The sequence below is a fragment of the Pseudomonas gozinkensis genome (assembly GCF_014863585.1).
Lineage (GTDB): Bacteria > Pseudomonadota > Gammaproteobacteria > Pseudomonadales > Pseudomonadaceae > Aquipseudomonas > Aquipseudomonas gozinkensis.
In genome coordinates, this window is sequence record NZ_CP062253.1 from 226566 (window position 1) to 243238 (window position 16673).

13 protein-coding genes and 1 tRNA gene are annotated in these 16673 nt (G+C 62.3%); 12 read left to right on the forward strand and 2 right to left on the reverse strand.

Features of this window, described 5'->3' with window-relative positions:
• Positions 1-23 precede the first annotated feature (23 nt).
• The 6 genes from IHQ43_RS00955 (at position 24) to pgaD (ending at position 9000) form a co-directional block, all read left to right on the forward strand.
• The gene (locus IHQ43_RS00955; RefSeq protein ID WP_192563061.1) at positions 24-659 is read left to right on the forward strand and encodes an NADH:ubiquinone oxidoreductase subunit N; all 636 of its coding nucleotides are present in this window, start codon (positions 24-26) and stop codon (positions 657-659) included.
• A 199-nt stretch (positions 660-858) separates the two neighbouring features.
• Positions 859-2364 (forward strand): YdgA family protein, encoded by a 1506-nt coding sequence (locus tag IHQ43_RS00960; protein WP_007957649.1) that lies wholly within the window; start codon positions 859-861, stop codon positions 2362-2364.
• A gap of 258 nt (positions 2365-2622) precedes the next feature.
• A complete protein-coding gene (pgaA, locus tag IHQ43_RS00965; protein WP_192563062.1) occupies positions 2623-5103 on the forward strand; it encodes a poly-beta-1,6 N-acetyl-D-glucosamine export porin PgaA in 2481 nt (826 codons plus the stop codon).
• Positions 5104-5115: 12 nt separating this feature from the next.
• Positions 5116-7113 (forward strand): poly-beta-1,6-N-acetyl-D-glucosamine N-deacetylase PgaB, encoded by a 1998-nt coding sequence (gene pgaB, locus IHQ43_RS00970; protein ID WP_192563063.1) that lies wholly within the window; start codon positions 5116-5118, stop codon positions 7111-7113.
• Position 7114: 1 nt separating this feature from the next.
• Positions 7115-8470 carry a poly-beta-1,6-N-acetyl-D-glucosamine synthase gene (gene pgaC, locus IHQ43_RS00975; RefSeq protein WP_192563064.1) on the forward strand — a complete coding sequence of 452 codons (1356 nt, stop codon included), beginning with the start codon at positions 7115-7117 and terminating at the stop codon, positions 8468-8470.
• Positions 8467-9000: a poly-beta-1,6-N-acetyl-D-glucosamine biosynthesis protein PgaD gene (pgaD, locus tag IHQ43_RS00980; RefSeq protein ID WP_192563065.1), complete on the forward strand. Its 534-nt coding sequence runs from the start codon at positions 8467-8469 to the stop codon at positions 8998-9000. The genes pgaC and pgaD overlap by 4 nt, the downstream gene beginning before the upstream one ends.
• Here pgaD and IHQ43_RS00985 read toward each other — a convergent pair.
• Complete coding sequence (locus IHQ43_RS00985; protein WP_192563066.1) at positions 8993-10522, reverse strand: FAD-dependent oxidoreductase; 1530 nt, start codon at positions 10520-10522, stop codon at positions 8993-8995. The genes pgaD and IHQ43_RS00985 overlap by 8 nt on opposite strands.
• 139 nt (positions 10523-10661) lie before the next feature.
• Here IHQ43_RS00985 and IHQ43_RS00990 point away from each other — a divergent pair, with 139 nt between their 5' ends.
• The 5 genes from IHQ43_RS00990 (at position 10662) to IHQ43_RS01010 (ending at position 14501) form a co-directional block, all read left to right on the forward strand.
• Positions 10662-11222, forward strand: a complete 561-nt coding sequence (locus IHQ43_RS00990) for a YbhB/YbcL family Raf kinase inhibitor-like protein (RefSeq protein ID WP_192563067.1) — start codon at positions 10662-10664, stop codon at positions 11220-11222.
• An 87-nt stretch (positions 11223-11309) separates the two neighbouring features.
• Positions 11310-13001 carry a vWA domain-containing protein gene (locus tag IHQ43_RS00995; protein WP_192563068.1) on the forward strand — a complete coding sequence of 564 codons (1692 nt, stop codon included), beginning with the start codon at positions 11310-11312 and terminating at the stop codon, positions 12999-13001.
• A 29-nt stretch (positions 13002-13030) separates the two neighbouring features.
• Positions 13031-13612: an RNA polymerase sigma factor gene (locus tag IHQ43_RS01000; protein WP_244142275.1), complete on the forward strand. Its 582-nt coding sequence runs from the start codon at positions 13031-13033 to the stop codon at positions 13610-13612.
• Entirely contained in the window at positions 13609-14211 is a 603-nt protein-coding gene (locus tag IHQ43_RS01005; RefSeq protein ID WP_192563070.1) for a hypothetical protein, read from the forward strand. The genes IHQ43_RS01000 and IHQ43_RS01005 overlap by 4 nt, the downstream gene beginning before the upstream one ends.
• Positions 14212-14231: 20 nt before the next feature.
• Positions 14232-14501: a hypothetical protein gene (locus IHQ43_RS01010; RefSeq protein WP_244142237.1), complete on the forward strand. Its 270-nt coding sequence runs from the start codon at positions 14232-14234 to the stop codon at positions 14499-14501.
• A 67-nt stretch (positions 14502-14568) separates the two neighbouring features.
• Here IHQ43_RS01010 and IHQ43_RS01015 read toward each other — a convergent pair.
• A tRNA-Arg gene (locus tag IHQ43_RS01015) sits at positions 14569-14645 on the reverse strand.
• 443 nt (positions 14646-15088) lie between these two features.
• Between IHQ43_RS01015 and gabD the strand changes: the two genes are divergently transcribed.
• Complete coding sequence (gabD, locus tag IHQ43_RS01020; RefSeq protein WP_127796572.1) at positions 15089-16531, forward strand: NADP-dependent succinate-semialdehyde dehydrogenase; 1443 nt, start codon at positions 15089-15091, stop codon at positions 16529-16531.
• Positions 16532-16673: the final 142 nt, after the last annotated feature.

A 16673-nucleotide genomic window follows, 5' to 3' on the forward strand; every position in this document is an offset into this window, starting at 1 on the left:
CGCAGGTCTAGGGGAAACCAATAATGAAAAACCCTTACGCTCTCGGCTTCTGGTGCGCCCTGGTAGCCCTGGTGCTGCTGTCGGCCACCTATTTCTACGGCATCATGCTGGCCCACCAGATCGACAAGGCAATGGTCTTCCTCGACAGCACCGTGGCGCTGATCGCGGTCATGGCCATCGTGGTCGTGGCGTCGGCCCTGGTGCAGAGCCAGCGCCTCAAGAAACGCCAGCTTGAGCAAAGCAAGACGCTGCTGCTGATCTGGGACACCAAAGTCGCGCTGCGCAAAGTCGAAACAGTCTTCGACCGCTACTTCTGGGGCAGCTACTGGCAACCGGGGCGGACCTTCGCCGAAGTCATGGGCGAACTCACCGGCACGCCGCTGGAAAAAAGCCTCGAAGCCCTGAAAAAACAATGCCTGGCCCTCGACCGGCAAGTCGCCGACGACGGCTGGCACTGGCTCAACAACGCCCGCGAACTGTCGGACGTCGCCACCGCCATGGCTCGCGAGCGTTATCAACTGGATTTCTGCGACCCGCGCAACGATGGGCCGGGCGGGGCGGTGATCGACCGGGATTTCGAAGTGCTGGTGTACACCTGGACCGCACGGCTGAAAAGCTTCGACCATCAGCTCGATGAGATCGAGGTGCAATATTCCTGATCCCGAAAAGATCGCCGAACCCGGCGATCTTTTTGTTTGTCCATGACTTGTCGACACTCTTTAACCTTTAAACGTTGGGCCGCGTCGCACTGCCAGTGCTAATCTCCACCGCTAAATTCAGCGGAGTCGCGCCACGGCCCGGTCACGGGTTCAGGGAAGACGACCACACTTTCAGCCACGGAAATCGATCAGGTCATTCATGAATAAATCAGCAGGCGTGCTTCTCGGAATTGTTGTGGCCATTGGCGCCATCAGCGTAGGAGGGGCCTGGTACACCGGCACCAAAATCGAAGGCGTGCTGAACAACGCCGTCGCCAACGCCAACAGCGAGTTGCAGACCGCCATGGCCGGCTCCAACGGCAGTGCGTCGCTGGAACTGGTATCGCTCGAGCGCAACACCTTCAGCAGCACCGCGCACTATCGCCTCAAGGGCGAGGGTGAAATGTTCGGCGAGGCGCCGGTCGAGTTGCTGTTCGTCGATCACATCGAACACGGCCCGCTGCCGTTCTCGCGTCTGGTGTCGCTGAAATGGCTGCCGGTCATGGCCACCAGTCACTACGAACTGGAAAAGACCCCGATCACCGAAAAATGGTTTGCCGCCACCAAGGGCGCCGCGCCGCTCAAAGGCGTGGTCAACATCGGTTACGACCAGTCCACCACCGGCAACCTCGAACTGCTGCCGCTGGAAGCCGCGCTGGATGACAAGTCGAGCCTGAAGTTTTCCGGTCTGAACATGGACATTTCCGCCAGCGCCCAGGCGCAGAAGGTCAAGGCCAACGGCTACATGGACAGCCTGCACCTGACCACGGTCGCCGAAGATCAGGCGCCGGTGCAGATCGAACTCAATGGCCTGACCCTGGCCAGCAACCTCGCCAAGAGTACCTACGGCTATTACACCGGCGAGAACACCCTGGAACTGACCAGCAGCAAGACCACCTTCGGCGTCAAACAGTCGGTGCTGGGCGTGAAGAACTTCGAGATGAAGAACCGCACCGAAGAGAACGGCAGCAACGCTTCCGGCCGAGCCGACTACAAGGTCGGTGAAGTGACCCTCAACGACAAGAAAATCGGTTCGGCCAACCTGGCCATGAGCCTGAAAAACCTCGACATTCCGTCGGCCATGTCGCTGATGCAGATCTACCAGACCAAGCTCCAGCCGTACGAGAAGGCCGCCGCTGAAGCCACCGCCGCCGGCCTGCCGGCTCCGGAGCTGAACCTGACCGAGGCCGAGTCCACCCAGGTCAAGGCCGACCTGCAGAAACTGCTGGCGGCCGGGCCGCAACTGGCGCTGGAAGACCTGTCGCTGAAAACCGCCAACGGCGAAAGCCGCGCGAGTCTGGTGCTCGATCTGGCCAAGCCACAGTCGATGGACCTGCCGCCGGATCAACTGGGCAAACAGCTGATCGCGCTGCTAGACGTGAATGTGCTGGTGTCCAAGCCGATGCTGGTCGATCTGCTCAGCGTGCAGGCGCAAATCGACGGTCAGACCGATGCCAAGGCCATCGTTGACCAGGCCAGCGCCGGCGCCGACATGTTCGCCGGCATGGCCGTCGGTACGCAGTTGGCGACGCTGGATGGCACCAACGTTGTCACCAAACTGCATTACGCCGCCAATCAGGTGGAATTCAACGGCCAGAAGATGACCGTCGAGCAGTTCGTCGGCTTCCTGATGAGCAAGTTCGGCAGTATCGAACAGCCTCAGTAAACGCCCCGCGCGACAACGAAACGCCCGGTCTCTGCACCCGCAGACGCCGGGCGTTTTGCTGTCTGGCGTCCGGGTTTGCGGCCGGTCGGGAAATCCATCGTCACGAATCTGAACAATTATTGTGTTCTGAATATTGGTCTACGCTTGCGTGCAAGACTGCTTGGATAAGCTTGGCTGAGCGTTTTTTGCTTGGCCTCCGTTACGAAATGGGCAAGGGGGGGCGTTGCTACCCGGCTGGCCATGTAAGGATGCTGACGAATGCCGCGTATTGATGTTCCCGTATTACATCGTGGTTTACGCCCTTTGTTTCGAGTAGCGCTGTGCAGCCAGTTGCTCTGGCCGGCGTTCGCGTTCGCCGATACGGCCTACGATCAAATGGTGCTCGATGCCCGTGCCGGGCATTACACGCCTGCGCTGACCGCTTTGCGTCAGGTGCCGCCGGCCCAGGCCACCACCGGTCAGGTCAGCGATCACCTGCAAATCGCTGGCTGGGCCGGGTTCGACGCCGAAGTGGTGCAGGTCTACGAGACTCAGGGTCTTGGCCGTGCACTGCCGGTTCAGGCGCTGACCGCCACCGCAAGGGCCTATCGCAATCTCAAACGCTGGGATCAGGCGATCCAGGTCTACAACAAGGCCCTGACGCTGGAGCCCGACAACGCCGACCTGCAACTGGGTCTGGCGCTGACCCAGGCCGATTCCGGCAAGCCTGACGAAGGGGTGATCCGCGCCCGTTCGCTGGTCGCCGCCAAACCCGATGATCCTTCCCGCCGACTGGCGCTGGGGTACGCCCTGAATCGCGCCGGCAAGCCATATGACGCGCTGTTCGAATACGACCAGGCCTTTATCCGCGCCGGCACTAAACCTGAGGTCGCTCGCGAATACGTGGTCGCCCTGCAAAAGGCGCGTCTGCCTGAGCCGGCACTGCGCCTGGCGAAGCAGCGTCCGGGGCTGATCGATCCTGTCACCTTGCGCCGTCTGGAAGGCGATCTGGCCGCCGAACGCGTGCGCCTTGCCGAACTGGCTACCCGCAGCGAAAAAGAACGCTACGTGATCGCCGACCGCGCCCTGGCCGACTACGACCAGTTGCTCGCCACCTGGACCCCGGACGCCACTGCCCACGACGACGTGACCCGCTGGCGCATCGACCGCATGGGCGCGCTCAAGGCCCGGGCGCGCACCGCCGAGGTCATCAGCGAATACCAGAAGCTGCAAGCCGAAGGCGTGAAGATTCCGACCTACGCCCTGCGCTGGGTGGCGGCGTCCTATCTGGATCAGCGGCAGCCGGAAATCTCCACCGATCTTTACCGTCAGGTGCTGGCGGCACCGGACGCCGATGTCGGCGACCGACTCGAAGACACCACGGCGCTGTATTACTCGCTGCTGGAAAGCGATCGCGCCGAAGAGGCGCGCAAGGTCGCCGAAGATCAGGCCAGGACACAGAAACCGCGCATCGAACTCAAGGGCCTGCCGATCGGCAACCCCAACGACGAATGGATGGATGCCCAGCAACTGGCGGCGCAGGCCGGCACCTACGGTTCCGACCTGCCTCACGGCGAAGAGCGTTTGCAGACCCTGGTGGATCAGGCGCCGGGCAACATCGGCTTGCGCCTGGCCCAGTCGGATTTGTACCTGGCCCGAAACTGGCCGCGCCGCGCGGAAAACCAGCTCAAGGAAACCGAGAGCATCGCGCCGCGCGACATGGGCCTGGAAATCGCGCAGGCCCGCACCGCTATGGATCTGCAGGAATGGCGGCAGATGGATGCGCTGACCGACGACGTGGTGGCGCGTTTCCCCGACAACCGTCAGGTCCAGCGTCTGGCCCGTGAGCGCGAAGTGCACGACATGTCCGAGCTGCGCGTCGAAGCCTACGGCGGCAAGGCCAACGGCGGCAACGGTGGCGATGCCGGCGCGGTCACCGGCAGCCGGGATTTCGGCATCCAGACCACCCTCTACAGCCCACCGATCGATGAAGACTGGCGAGTGTTCGCCGGGGCCGGATACGCCACTGGCGACTTCGCCGAAGGCACCGGCCACCACCGCTTCCAGCGCGTCGGTCTGGAGCGTCGCACCCGCGACATGACGCTTGAAGCCGAAGTGTCGAACCATTCCTATGGTTTCGGCGACAAGCAGGGCGCGCGCCTGGCGATTGCCCGCGACATCGACGATCACTGGCAATACGGCGGCAGCCTTGAATACCTGTCGGCCGAGACCCCGCTGCGGGCATTGAACAGCGACATCAAGGCCAACGGCGGCAGCGGTTTCATCCGCTGGCGTGCCAACGAGAGCCGCGAGTGGCGGCTGGCGGTCAGCCCGTCGCACTTCAGCGATGGCAACAACCGTGTGGAAGCCTTGCTGACCGGAAAAGAGGGTGTCTACAGCGCGCCGAACCTGCAAGTCGATGCGGGCCTGGAAGTGGGCACCAGCCACAACTCCAAGTCCGATGACGTGCCGTACTTCAACCCGAAGTCGGACTTCAGCGTCATGCCGTTGCTGAACGTCAATCACGTGCTGTACCACCGCTACGAAACGGTCTGGAGCCAGCAGTTCCAGGCCGGCGCGGGGACCTACAGCCAGCGTGATCACGGCACCGGCGGCATGGCATTGCTCGGTTACGGCCAGCGCTACGCCTGGAACGACGTGTTCGAGGTGGGCGGTTTGTTCAGCGTGATCAACCGGCCCTACGACGGTGACCGGGAAACCGATCTGCGTCTGCTCGTCGACCTCACTTTCCGCTTCTAGAAGAGTTTGAAGATGCCTTTGATTTCGCGTTTCATCCTTCTGCTGGGAGTGCTGCTGGTCAGCGCCTGCGCCCAGCAAGCCCCGGCCTTCGTGCCGCCGTCCGAGCGACCGCTGGCAGCCAATGAAAAGCCCTGGCCAAAAAACCACGTGCTGGGCATTGCCTATCACGACATCGAAGACCGTGACCCCGATCAGGCGGTGGTGGCGGTGCGCACCGAGCGCCTGCTCGAACAGCTCGCCTGGCTGCGGGAGAACAACTACAAACCGGTGACGGTCGACCAGATCATGGCCGCGCGCAAAGGCGGGCCGGAACTGCCGCCCAAGGCAATCCTGCTCAGCTTCGACGACGGTTACGCAAGCTTCTACACCCGTGTGTTGCCGGTGTTGCGCGCCTACAACTGGCATGCGCTGCTGGCGCCGGTCGGCACCTGGATCGATACACCGCTGAACCAACCGGTGGACTTTGCCGGCACGCCGCGTCCGCGCTCGGACTTCCTGACCTGGGCTCAGGTGCGGGAAATCTCCCAATCGGGCCTGGTGGAAATCGCCGCCCACACCGACGCCAGTCACAAAGGCATCCTCGCCAACCCGCAAGGCAACATGCAGCCGGCGGCCGCGACCCGACGCTACGATCCGGTGAGCAAACGCTACGAATCCGAAGCCGATTTCCAGGCGCGGATCCGCGCTGACGTGCAGGCCATTTCGGAAAAAATCCGCAAGAACACCGGTAAAAAACCGCGCATCTGGGTCTGGCCTTACGGGACGGCGGACGGCACGTCGCTGACCGTGGTCAGCGAAGAAGGCTATGAAATGGCCCTGACCCTCGATGACGGACTCGATGCCCTCGACAACCTGATGAGCGGGCCGCGTTTCCTGGTCGCCTCCGACCCTGACGGCGAGCACTTCGCCAACAGCGTGGTCGGTGTGCAATCGGACTTCACCATGCGCGTGGTCCACGTGGATCTGGACAACGTCTACGACCCGGATCCCGCGCAGCAGGAAATCAACCTCGGCAAACTGATCCAGCGCATGGCCGACATGGGCGCCAATACCGTGTTCCTGCAGGCCTTCGCCGATCCGAAGGGCGATGGCCTGGTGCATTCGCTGTACTTCCCAAACCGTCATCTGCCGATGCGCGCCGACCTGTTCGACCGCGTCGCCTGGCAACTGCGTACCCGGGCTCACGTGAAGGTCTTTGCGTGGATGCCGGTGCTGAGTTTCGAACTGGATTCGAAGCTGCCACGGGTGACGCGCTGGGATCCGAAGACCGGCACGACCGCTGTCGACCCGGATCAGTACAAGCGCCTGTCGCCGTTCGATCCCGAGGTGCGGCGGATCATCGGCGAGATCTACGAAGACGTGGCACGCCTGACTTCGGTCGACGGCATTCTCTATCACGACGACGCGGTGCTTTCGGACTTCGAAGACGCCGGCCCTCAGGCGCTGAAGGCCTATGCCGCCAACGGCCTGCCGAGCTCGATTGCCGCTCTGCGTGACGACCCGGCGGCGATGCAGCGCTGGACGCGCTTCAAGAGCCGTTACCTGATCGACTTCACCAACGAACTGACCGCCAAGGTGCGCGCGATTCGTGGCCCGCAAGTGCTCACCGCACGCAACATCTTCGCCGAGCCGGTGCTCAATCCGCACAGCGAAGCGTGGTTCGCGCAGAACCTCGACGACTTCCTCGTGAGCTACGACTGGACGGCGCCGATGGCCATGCCGCTCATGGAAAAACAGACCCAGGCGCAATCCGGCCCGTGGCTCGAAGAGCTGGTGGCGAAGATCAAACAGCGCCCCGGTGCGCTGGATCGCACGGTGTTCGAACTGCAGGCCCGGGACTGGACGAAAAAGGAACAGGCCGACATCGACGGCGCACAACTGGCCGACTGGATGAACCGGCTCAAGCGCCAGGGCGCCACCAGTTTCGGCTACTACCCGGACAACTTCCTCGAGAACCTGCCGGACCTGAAAACCGTTCGGCCCGCACTCTCCAACAAATGGAACCCATGACATGCTGGATAGACTGCTGGCCCTGCTTGTTCTGGCGATCGTCCTCGGTGTCCCGCTAGGGCTGATTTTTCTGGTCACCGGGCAATTCCTGATGGACTTCGTGTTCTTCTACCCGCTGTTCATGTCCGGGTTGTGGATTTCCGGTGGCCTGTATTTCTGGCTGCACTGGGAGCGGCACTGGCCCTGGAAGGACGACACCCTGCCGCCACCGCTGGAAGGCGAACCGCTGATTTCGATCCTGATCCCTTGCTACAACGAGGGCGACAACGCCGCCGACACCATCCATGCCGCGCTGGCCCAGCATTACCCGAACATCGAAGTCATCGCGATCAACGACGGCTCCAAGGACAATACGGCCGAAGTGCTCGACCGGCTGGCCAAGGAAGACCCGCGCCTGCGCGTGCTGCACCTGGCGGAAAACCAGGGCAAGGCCGTGGCCCTGCGCATGGGCGCCATCGCTGCGCGCAGCGAATATCTGGTGTGCATCGACGGTGATGCGCTGCTGGCGCCGAACACCGCCGCTTATCTCGTGGCGCCGATGCTCGACAACGCGCGACTGGGTGCGGTGACCGGCAACCCACGGATCCGCACGCGTTCGACGCTGGTCGGGCGGGTTCAGGTCGGCGAGTTCTCGTCGATCATCGGGCTGATCAAGCGCACCCAGCGGGTGTTCGGGCGGATCTTCACCGTGTCCGGTGTGATCGTCGCGTTCCGTCGCACCGCGCTGAACCGGGTCGGCTACTGGAGCCCGGACATGATCACCGAAGACATCGATATCAGCTGGAAGCTGCAACTGGACCACTGGAGCATCTTCTACGAGCCCCGTGCCCTGTGCTGGATCCTGATGCCGGAAACCCTGCGCGGTCTGTGGAAACAGCGCCTGCGCTGGGCCCAGGGCGGCGCCGAAGTGCTGTTCAAGAACATTCGCGGGATCTGGCAGTACCGTCATCGATATCTGTGGCCGCTGTTGTTCGAATACTGCCTGTCGACCGGTTGGGCGTTTACGTTCCTGCTGTCGGTGATCTTCTGGGGCGTCGGCAAGTTCGTGGTCATGCCTGAGGCGATTGCCGTCGATCACCTGATGCCGCCGGCGTTTACCGGGCTGCTGCTGGCGTTTGTCTGTCTGGTGCAGTTCGCGGTCAGCATCATCATTGACCGTCGTTATGAGCCGGGCCTGGGCAAGACCATGTTCTGGGTGGTGTGGTACCCGATCGCGTTCTGGTTCGTCAGCCTGCTGACCACGCTGGTCAGTTTCCCCAAAGTATTGTTCGGCCAACACCAGAAGCGTGCGCGCTGGGTCAGTCCCGACCGGGGTATCAAGCCGATCGGGGACGATGAAGAGGAGGTTATCAAATGAAAATCATCCGGACCCGCCAACGGCCGTTTCTGGTGGTGGTCGATGCGTTCTTCACGGTGCTGGCCTGGATCGGCCTGCTGTATTTGCTGGTGCGCGGCCTGTGGCCGCTGATTGAAACCCACGAAGGCGGGCCGCGCATCGACAACTCGGCGTTCGAAGCCCTCGGCACCTTGCAGATTTACCTTTGGGTGGCGCTGGTCAACGCTGTGATTCTGATCGGCTGGGCGCGCTATCAACAGCGCAAGAGCCGAAGCTTCGCCCAGCGCCGCCTGCCGTCCCCGGTGGTCGACGATGAGGGGCTGAGCCGCAGCTTCAAACTGAACGATGACCGCTTTCAGAAGTTGCGCGGGCCGGGCGTGATGACCATCCACAACGATCAGGACGGTGACGTCAGCCATGTGGTGCCACATCTTTGGCCAGTCCACCCGGAAGAGCTGCCGCCGCCGCTGGCGCCACTGGAGCATCCTCGGGTGATTTTTCTGCACGCCGAGGACGACGATAACCGCGAGCCATTGAACCGGATCACCTGACGGCGCGAATCAGTCGCCAGGCTTCATCCATCGGCAGCGGTTGCTTCATGCGTTCGGCCAGCAGCGCCATCGCTCGCTCCTCTTCGCAGGCGACCGCTGCCACCACGACGCCCTTGCTCCCGAACAGTCCGATAAACGGCGGTTGTTCGGGTTCGCCGATAAATTCGACCGCATCCCACGCCTCGGCGTGGCCGAGATAGTCGTAGTTGCGGCCGAAATGCCAGGTCCAGAAATACGGCACGTCGAGGTAGTGCTCGTCGCCACCGAGCAGGTTCGCGGCGGCGATCCGCGCGTGCTGCTGGGCCAGACGCCAGTGTTCGATTCGCTGTGGTTTGCCGTTCAACGGGAAGGTGGCGATATCGCCAATGGCCCACAGGTCGTCAGCCACGCGCAGACTGGCATCGACCAACAGGGATTGATCGTCCTCGCGCGGCAAGTCGCCGAAGGCTTCGGTGGCCGGGTGCACGCCGATTCCCGCCAATACCAGATCCGCCGACAGGCGCAGGCCATTGTCGAGCAACACCGCCTCGACCTTGCCGTCCCCGGTGATCTCCCTGGCTTGGTGATCGGTGATGAATTTCACGCCGTTTTCTTCATGCAGCGCGCGGATCGCCTTGCCGACGGCTTCACCGAATTGCGCCGCGAAGGGAGTCGCGTGGCGCGCCAGCACCGTCACCTCGAGCCCGTGCTGGCGCAGGGCCGAGGCGCATTCGAGCGCGATGAAGCTGTCACCGATGATCACCGCGCGCTGGCCGGGTTGGGCGGCGCTCATGATGGATTGCGCCTGGGCTTTGCAGCGCAGGACAAATACCTGAGGCAGGTCGGCGCCGGGCAGTTTCAGCGCGTTGGGCGTTGCGCCGGTGGCCAGCACCGCCGCGCTGTAATGCAGTGTGCGGCCATCGCTCAGGTGAAGGGTTTTGGTATCGGCATCGAGCCCGGTGACTTCGCCTGAAACCCGGTTGATGTGCTGTTCGCGGTAAAAATCGTCATCGCGCAGGGACGGGGTTTCCGGCGCCGGCATTTCCCCGGACAGCACGAATTTGCTCAACACCGTGCGGTCGTAGCCGGCGTCCGGCTCACGGTCGATCAGCACGATCCGCCCGCCGAAGCCTTTTTCCCGCAGGGCGGCGGCGCAGGCGGTTCCCCCGGCACCGGCGCCGACGATGACAAAGGTGCGCGGATCGTCCTGCGGCGGGATGTGCGGATCCGGCAGCGGCTGGTCATCGACCCACACCTCGTCGCCGCGCAGTTCCAGCGGATAGCGCTTGAGACTGTCCAGCGCCGGAGGCTCGCACAACGCGCCATCTTCGGCGCGAAAGGCTGCCTTGTGCCACGGGCAGATCAGTCGGCCATGGCACAACGCGCCTTCCGCCAGCGGCGCGCCGGCGTGCGGGCATTCCCCCTGAAAGGCGCGCAACTGGCCGGCGGCGCGCAGCAGGACAATCTTGCAGTCGCCGATCTGCACCTCCAGCCCACGGTCTTCAGGCACATCGGCGAAACGGGCGACACGGTGCAGGGTCATGGTCGTGCTCCTCACAGGCATTTCTCTTACGAGTTTGGGCTGCATTGCGAGGTTCAGCCATTTCCCACTGCCACGGCACGAACGGTACGGCTATAGTTTGCAGGCCGACGAAGGCCCAACTGCACAAGGTGCTCCCGGAATGACCCGATTGACCTCTCTCAACCCTTGGCTGGCGGCCGTTGCCATCGCCCTTTGCGTGCAGTTTCCGGCGCAGGCCCAGGAGCGTTTCACCCTCAGCATTCCCGGTGTGTCGGATAACCGTCTGTTCACCTCGGCGGCGGCCAGCGATGCGGCCGGTTGCGGCGGCAAGAACCAGTCGCCGGCCCTGAGCTGGAACGCCGGCCCGAGCGCAACCCTGAGCTACGCCATCGTCATGCACGACCCGGATGGCCAGAAAGGCGCAGGTGTCGATCACTGGATTCACTACGGCATCAAGGCCACGACCCGGCAGATTCCGGCCGGTGTCGGCGCCAAATCGGCCCTTGAAGGCGTCGGTGGCACCAACAGCAAAGGCACCACCAGCTACATCGGCCCATGCCCACCGGTTGGCGACAGCGCGCACCATTACATCATTCAGATCTACGCACTGGATCTGGCTCCGGACGCCTTGCCCGCCGGCCTGACCCGCGCCCAGTTGATGGAAAAAATCAAAGGCCACGTGCTGCGCAACAGCAGTGCGGTGCGGCGTTATCACCGCTGAAAAAAATTTCGGCGAGGTTAACCCGAACTAAAAGGGCTGCCCGTCTCAGGGGATGAATGGATCAATTCTTCCCCGAGGTCAGCCCCCATGTCCCTTCCTTCCACGCTTCTGCGCCCCCTAGCTGCCAGTATGTTGCTGGTGGTTGCCGGTTGCGGTGTTTCCTCCACTCCGGAAACCACCGTCGCGCCACCTCCGGCACAGACCGAACTGAAATCCTCCGTGCAGCCTGAAGCGGTCATGGCCGATAGCGCGATGGTCAAGCGCAGTGCATTGCCGGCACCGATCGCCCGTTTTGCACCGATGCCGGCCGGTGAAAGTTATCCACAAGGCTATCGCGACGAACAGCGCGAGCAGTACGCGAACCTGGCCGACAACCCGATCCACAGCGTCGCCGAAACCCCGGTCTCGACCTTCAGTGCCGACGTCGACACCGGCGCCTACGCCAATGTGCGGCTACTGCTCAATCAGGGTCGACTGCCGCCGGAAGGCGCGGTGCGGCTGGAAGAGATGGTCAATTACTTTCCCTACGACTACGCGCTGCCGAGCGATGGTTCGCCCTTCGGCGTGACTACCGAACTGGCCGCTTCACCGTGGAACCCGCACACCCGCTTGCTGCGTATCGGCATCAAGGCCTCCGACCGCGAGGTGGCGGAACTGGCCCCAGCGAACCTGGTGTTTCTGGTGGATGTCTCCGGCTCAATGGACCGCCCCGAAGGCTTGCCACGGGTCAAAAGCACCCTGAAGTTGCTCGTCGATCAATTGCGCGAACAGGATCGGGTATCGCTGGTGGTATATGCCGGCGAATCCAGAGTGGTTCTGGAGCCGACTTCCGGACGGGAAAAGGCGAAAATTCGCACTGCCATCGAGCAATTGACTGCCGGCGGCTCGACCGCTGGCGCTTCAGGCATCGAGTTGGCTTATCAGATGGCGCAGCAGGCGTTCATGCCCAAAGGCATCAACCGCATCCTGTTGGCCACCGACGGCGACTTCAACGTCGGCATCAGCGACTTCGACAGTCTGAAACAAATGGCTGTGGATAAACGCAAGACCGGGATTTCCCTGACCACTCTGGGTTTCGGTGTGGATAACTACAATGAACACCTGATGGAACAACTGGCGGATGCCGGTGACGGTAACTATGCCTACATCGACAACCTGCGCGAAGCGCGCAAGGTGTTGGTGGATCAACTCGGTTCGACCCTCGCCGTGGTGGCGAAAAACGTCAAATTACAGGTCGAGTTCAACCCGGCGCAGGTCAGCGAATACCGGCTGCTCGGCTACGAAAACCGCGCACTGAAGCCTGAGGATTTCAGCAATGACAAGGTCGATGCCGGTGAAATCGGTGCAGGCCATACGGTGACGGCGCTGTATGAAATTGTCCCGACAGGCGAGAAGGGCTGGCTGGAACCGCTGCGTTACGGAAAAACCGATGCAGTGGTTTCCGAGAAGAAAGGAGAATTGGCAATGTTGCGCGTGCGATATCAAACGCCTGAGGGTGGGAAAAGTCTGCTGATCGAGCGGCCGATTGCCAGTCAGGTGGCGCCGGCCAGTGAAGACCTGCGTTTTGCCGCCGCCGTCGCTGCGTTTTCCCAGCAACTCAAGGACGGTCGCTACACCGGCGATTTCAGCCTCAAGGACACTGAAGCCCTGGCCCGAGGTGCCCGTGGCGATGACCGTTTCGGCCTGCGCAACGAGTTCGTGCAACTGGTGGAGCTGGCGCAGAGCCTGCGTACGTCCACTGCCTCAAACGCAACGTCCACTGAGCGACGGATTGAATAGTGAGCCGCCTCAAAGGCTTCATCACACAGCTGTTTGCTTCCGCCGACAGCCTTGAGGCCAGCAGCGACGAATCGCTGCTGGCCCGTTATCGCGAGGGTGACGGCAAGGCGTTCGAGATCCTGTACGCCCGTCATCGCCAGAGTCTTTACCGGTTTCTGCTCGGTTTGAGCGGCAAACCGGAACTGGCCGACGAGGTGTTTCAGGAGACCTGGCTGAGCCTGATCCGCAGTGCGAGTCAGCCACAAGGCCGGGCGACCTTTCGTACGTGGTTGTTCCAGATTGCCCGCAATCGCCTGATCGATCACTGGCGCAAACACGGGGCCCGGCAACCGCTGCACGACAGTTACGACGAGCAAACCCACGCCGTCAGCGACGATGCCTCCGATCCCGAACAACTGCTCAATCTAAGCCGCGACAGCCAGCGCCTGGAAAGCGCCCTGCAAGCCTTGCCCGCCGACCAGCGCGAAGTGTTCCTGCTGCGCGCCCACGGCGACCTCGACCTGGCGCAAATCGCCAGCCTCACCGAAACACCGCTGGAAACCGTCAAGAGCCGCTTGCGCTACGCCCAGCAAAAACTGCGTCGGCTGCTGGCCGAGGAGGTACTGACATGACGGACGCCCGCCCGACACCCGAAGAGCAAGTGCTCAAGCACGTGCGCGAACAGCACAACGCCGAACCGCCGGCGCATCTCGACGCGCTGATCCTCGACGCCGCCCGCCGTGAAACCCCGGCACCGCGGCAAAGTCTGTGGCAACGCTGGCTCAAGGCCTGCCAGCAACCGCGCTACCAGGTGGCTTTTGCCAGTCTGGTCGGCGTCGCGCTGATGCTGTCGCTGGTGCATCGCGCGCCGGAACCCGTGGCTCAATACGATTTTGCCCCCGCTGCCAAACCGGCTGCGCCTGTGGTCCGCCAGGAGGCCCGATCGCTGTCGGCGCCCGCCGGCGCGCTTTCCGCGCCTGCACCCGCGCCGATGGCGGAAATGGCTGCGCCGATGCAGAGCGAGTCGATCAGCGCCGACACAGCGGACGAAGCCAGGGTCAGCAAGCGCGCCGCCGCCCCGGTCAACGGTCTCGACGAGCAACTGCGCGAAGTCCTGCGCTTGCGCGAGTCCGGCCAGTCGCAAGCGGCCGACAGCCTGTTCAACAACCTGCACAAGCGCTACCCGAACGTGAATCTCGACCTGCGACTGGAAAAAATCCGCAAGAACTGACCGTATCAGCCATCCGCCATTTGGCATTGACCCGCAAAAACGCGCACTATCGGGTCATTGCCGATGCGCTGGAGGATGCCGTGGCCCAAAAAATCGACCGCATCGCCCAAATGCTCAACTGCCCGGTGAAGGGTGAGGAACTGCGGCGAGCAGTGACGGAGAGTCGCAAGGAGTTTCTTCTGGCCAAACAGGCCGAAGAGGATCTGGAGGAAGACGTTCTCGATGATGACTGGATCGAGGACGAAGAAGACGATGATGAATACGACGAGTTTGACTGGACGACGGAGTGAGTCGCCAGCCAGCAAACACAAAAAAGCCCCGGACCATCACAGTCCGGGGCTTTCTCGTTTAAATCAATGGCGCACCAGGCGGGATTCGAACCCACGACCCCTGCCTTCGGAGGGCAGTACTCTATCCAGCTGAGCTACTGGTGCAGCGGGCGACATCATACCTAGGTCGGCTCGGGGCGTCCATGCCGCGTTTTGGCGTGGATTGTCAGTGCGCGTGTCGGTTGAAAAGCACTGCATTCCTTAAAGCTGTAACGTCCTGCAAAAGGCTCGCTTGGCGCTTTGGAGTGGCTGTTCTATGGTTTCCCTGCGATCGGGGCTGTTGGTACGTTGATCTGAAATGTTCAGCAAAAGCGGCGTTTTTGTTCTTTTTTTCGAACGCCCTATTGTCCTTCAACCCCTTTGAACCTAGGATTCGTTTGAGATTTCAAACGCTCCTGTTCCAGGTGCTGAGCCGCACGCGTTTTGAGTCGTGCGCTATTTATGTGCCAGCCCGGTAAATGATTTCCCTGACGGCAGCCTTGCGAGGCGCCTTTCTACAATCATAATTTTGCTCCGCGCCTTGCGCGGTGCTGTTAAGGAAAGCCGACATGCAGCTTAAAGACACCCAGTTGTTCCGCCAGCAAGCCTTCATCGATGGCGCATGGGTCGACGCGGACAACGGTCAGACGATCAAGGTCAACAACCCGGCCACCGGCGAGATTCTGGGCACCGTGCCGAAGATGGGCGCTGCCGAAACCCGCCGCGCCATCGAAGCCGCCGACAAGGCGCTGCCGGCCTGGCGTGCACTGACCGCCAAGGAGCGTGCAGGCAAACTGCGTCGCTGGTTCGAACTGATGATCGAGAACCAGGACGACCTCGCTCGCCTGATGACCCTCGAGCAGGGCAAACCACTGGCCGAAGCCAAGGGCGAAATCGTTTACGCCGCTTCGTTCATCGAGTGGTTCGCCGAAGAAGCCAAGCGCATCTACGGTGACGTGATTCCGGGCCACCAGCCGGACAAGCGCCTGATCGTGATCAAACAGCCGATCGGCGTGACCGCTGCCATCACCCCGTGGAACTTCCCGGCGGCGATGATCACCCGTAAAGCGGGTCCGGCCCTGGCCGCCGGGTGCACCATGGTGCTCAAGCCTGCTTCGCAAACTCCGTTCTCCGCATTCGCTTTGGCCGAACTGGCCCAGCGCGCCGGCATCCCTAAAGGCGTGTTCAGCGTGGTGTCCGGCAGCGCCGGCGACATCGGCAGCGAGCTGACCAGCAACCCGATCGTGCGCAAACTGTCCTTCACCGGCTCGACCGAAATCGGTCGTCAGCTGATGTCGGAATGCGCCAAGGACATCAAGAAAGTTTCCCTGGAACTGGGCGGCAACGCGCCGTTCATCGTGTTCGACGACGCGGACCTGGATAAGGCCGTCGAAGGCGCGATCATTTCCAAGTACCGCAACAACGGCCAGACCTGCGTCTGCGCCAACCGTCTGTACATTCAGGATTCGGTCTACGACGCGTTCGCCGAGAAGCTGAAAGTGGCAGTCGCCAAGCTGAAGATCGGCAACGGTCTGGAAGACGGCACCACCACTGGCCCGCTGATCGACGAGAAAGCCGTGGCCAAGGTGCAAGAGCATATCGCTGACGCGGTGAGCAAAGGCGCGACCGTTCTGGCCGGCGGCAAGCCGATGGAAGGCAACTTCTTTGAGCCGACCATCCTGACCAACGTGCCGAAAGACGCGGCGGTGGCCAAGGAAGAAACCTTCGGTCCGCTGGCGCCGCTGTTCCGCTTCAAAGACGAAGCCGACGTGATCGCGATGTCGAACGACACCGAGTTCGGTCTGGCCTCGTACTTCTACGCTCGCGACCTGGGCCGTGTGTTCCGTGTGGCGGAAGCCCTGGAGTACGGCATGGTCGGCGTCAACACCGGGCTGATCTCCAACGAAGTCGCCCCGTTCGGCGGCATCAAGGCCTCGGGCCTGGGCCGTGAAGGCTCCAAGTACGGCATCGAAGATTACCTGGAAATCAAATACCTCTGCCTGGGCATCTAAGCCTCGGTAGAAGATCGCTGTAAACGCAAAGGGCACGAGAGCGCTGTCCCTTTGCGTCGTTTCAAACCGGAATTTTCTCTGCGGCCGGGAACGCCGTGGCAGTCGATCATCGCATGCTGCCACCGCCGATTCCTCCCGCTTT

Coding starts and splice junctions, on each gene's coding strand:
- IHQ43_RS00960 (WP_007957649.1), top strand. CDS start 859: ATGAATAAATCAGCAGGCGTGCTTCTCGGAATTGTTGTGGCCATTGGC.
- gabD (WP_127796572.1), top strand. CDS start 15,089: ATGCAGCTTAAAGACACCCAGTTGTTCCGCCAGCAAGCCTTCATCGAT.
- IHQ43_RS00985 (WP_192563066.1), bottom strand. CDS start 10,522: ATGACCCTGCACCGTGTCGCCCGTTTCGCCGATGTGCCTGAAGACCGT.
- IHQ43_RS00990 (WP_192563067.1), top strand. CDS start 10,662: ATGACCCGATTGACCTCTCTCAACCCTTGGCTGGCGGCCGTTGCCATC.
- IHQ43_RS00995 (WP_192563068.1), top strand. CDS start 11,310: ATGTCCCTTCCTTCCACGCTTCTGCGCCCCCTAGCTGCCAGTATGTTG.
- IHQ43_RS01005 (WP_192563070.1), top strand. CDS start 13,609: ATGACGGACGCCCGCCCGACACCCGAAGAGCAAGTGCTCAAGCACGTG.
- pgaD (WP_192563065.1), top strand. CDS start 8,467: ATGAAAATCATCCGGACCCGCCAACGGCCGTTTCTGGTGGTGGTCGAT.
- pgaC (WP_192563064.1), top strand. CDS start 7,115: ATGCTGGATAGACTGCTGGCCCTGCTTGTTCTGGCGATCGTCCTCGGT.
- pgaB (WP_192563063.1), top strand. CDS start 5,116: ATGCCTTTGATTTCGCGTTTCATCCTTCTGCTGGGAGTGCTGCTGGTC.
- IHQ43_RS00955 (WP_192563061.1), top strand. CDS start 24: ATGAAAAACCCTTACGCTCTCGGCTTCTGGTGCGCCCTGGTAGCCCTG.
- pgaA (WP_192563062.1), top strand. CDS start 2,623: ATGCCGCGTATTGATGTTCCCGTATTACATCGTGGTTTACGCCCTTTG.